We start from the raw sequence: 1,082 nt of genomic DNA, 5'->3' as shown, positions 1-1,082 counted from the left end.
AACAAGGGCGGTGTGATCGCAGAAGCTGCTCAAGAAATTCTTGATGGAAAATGGCATGATCATTTCATCGTAGATCCAATTCAGGGCGGAGCAGGTACTTCAATGAACATGAATGCAAATGAAGTCATTGCCAATCGTGCTCTTGAATTATTAGGAATGGAAAAGGGAGACTATCATTATATTAGTCCAAATAGTCATGTAAATATGGCCCAATCAACAAATGATGCATTCCCAACGGCGATTCATATCGCAACATTAAATGCATTAGAAGGCTTATTACAAACGATGGGTTATATGCATGATGTATTTGAATTAAAAGCAGAACAGTTTGACCATGTTATTAAAATGGGTCGTACACATTTACAAGATGCGGTGCCAATCCGTCTTGGACAAGAATTTAAAGCATACTCTCGCGTACTTGAACGTGATATGAAACGAATTCAACAATCGCGTCAACATTTATATGAAGTAAATATGGGGGCAACTGCAGTTGGTACAGGCTTAAATGCAGATCCAGAATACATTGAAGCAGTTGTAAAACATTTAGCTGCAATTAGTGAATTACCGCTTGTTGGTGCAGAAGATTTAGTAGATGCGACGCAAAATACGGATGCGTATACTGAAGTATCTGCAGCGCTTAAAGTATGTATGATGAATATGTCTAAAATTGCAAATGACCTTCGCTTAATGGCATCAGGTCCACGTGTTGGTTTAGCGGAAATTATGTTACCAGCTCGTCAACCAGGTTCTTCTATTATGCCAGGGAAAGTAAACCCTGTTATGCCAGAAGTTATTAATCAAATTGCGTTCCAAGTAATAGGTAATGATCATACAATTTGCCTTGCTTCAGAAGCAGGACAATTAGAATTAAACGTGATGGAACCAGTACTTGTTTTCAACTTACTGCAATCGATTAGCATTATGAATAACGGTTTCCGTGCCTTTACAGATAATTGCTTAAAAGGAATTGAAGCGAATGAAGATCGCTTAAAAGAGTATGTTGAGAAAAGTGTAGGAATTATTACAGCCGTGAACCCTCATATCGGTTATGAAGCAGCAGCTCGCGTTGCGAAAGAAGCAAT

1 protein-coding gene is annotated in these 1,082 nt (G+C 38.6%); it reads left to right on the top strand.

Going from position 1 to position 1,082, the window contains the following annotated elements; genetic code table 11:
* Positions 1-1,082: aspartate ammonia-lyase (locus DN404_RS30120; protein ID WP_149215863.1), on the top strand; the 1,082-nt coding region annotated here is incomplete at both ends.

It is taken from the genome of Bacillus sp. TE8-1 (assembly GCF_008368855.1).
GTDB lineage: Bacteria > Bacillota > Bacilli > Bacillales > Bacillaceae_G > Bacillus_A > Bacillus_A cereus.
Note: the sequence above shows the minus strand (reverse complement) of the source record. Positions and strands in the feature narration are given on the sequence as shown.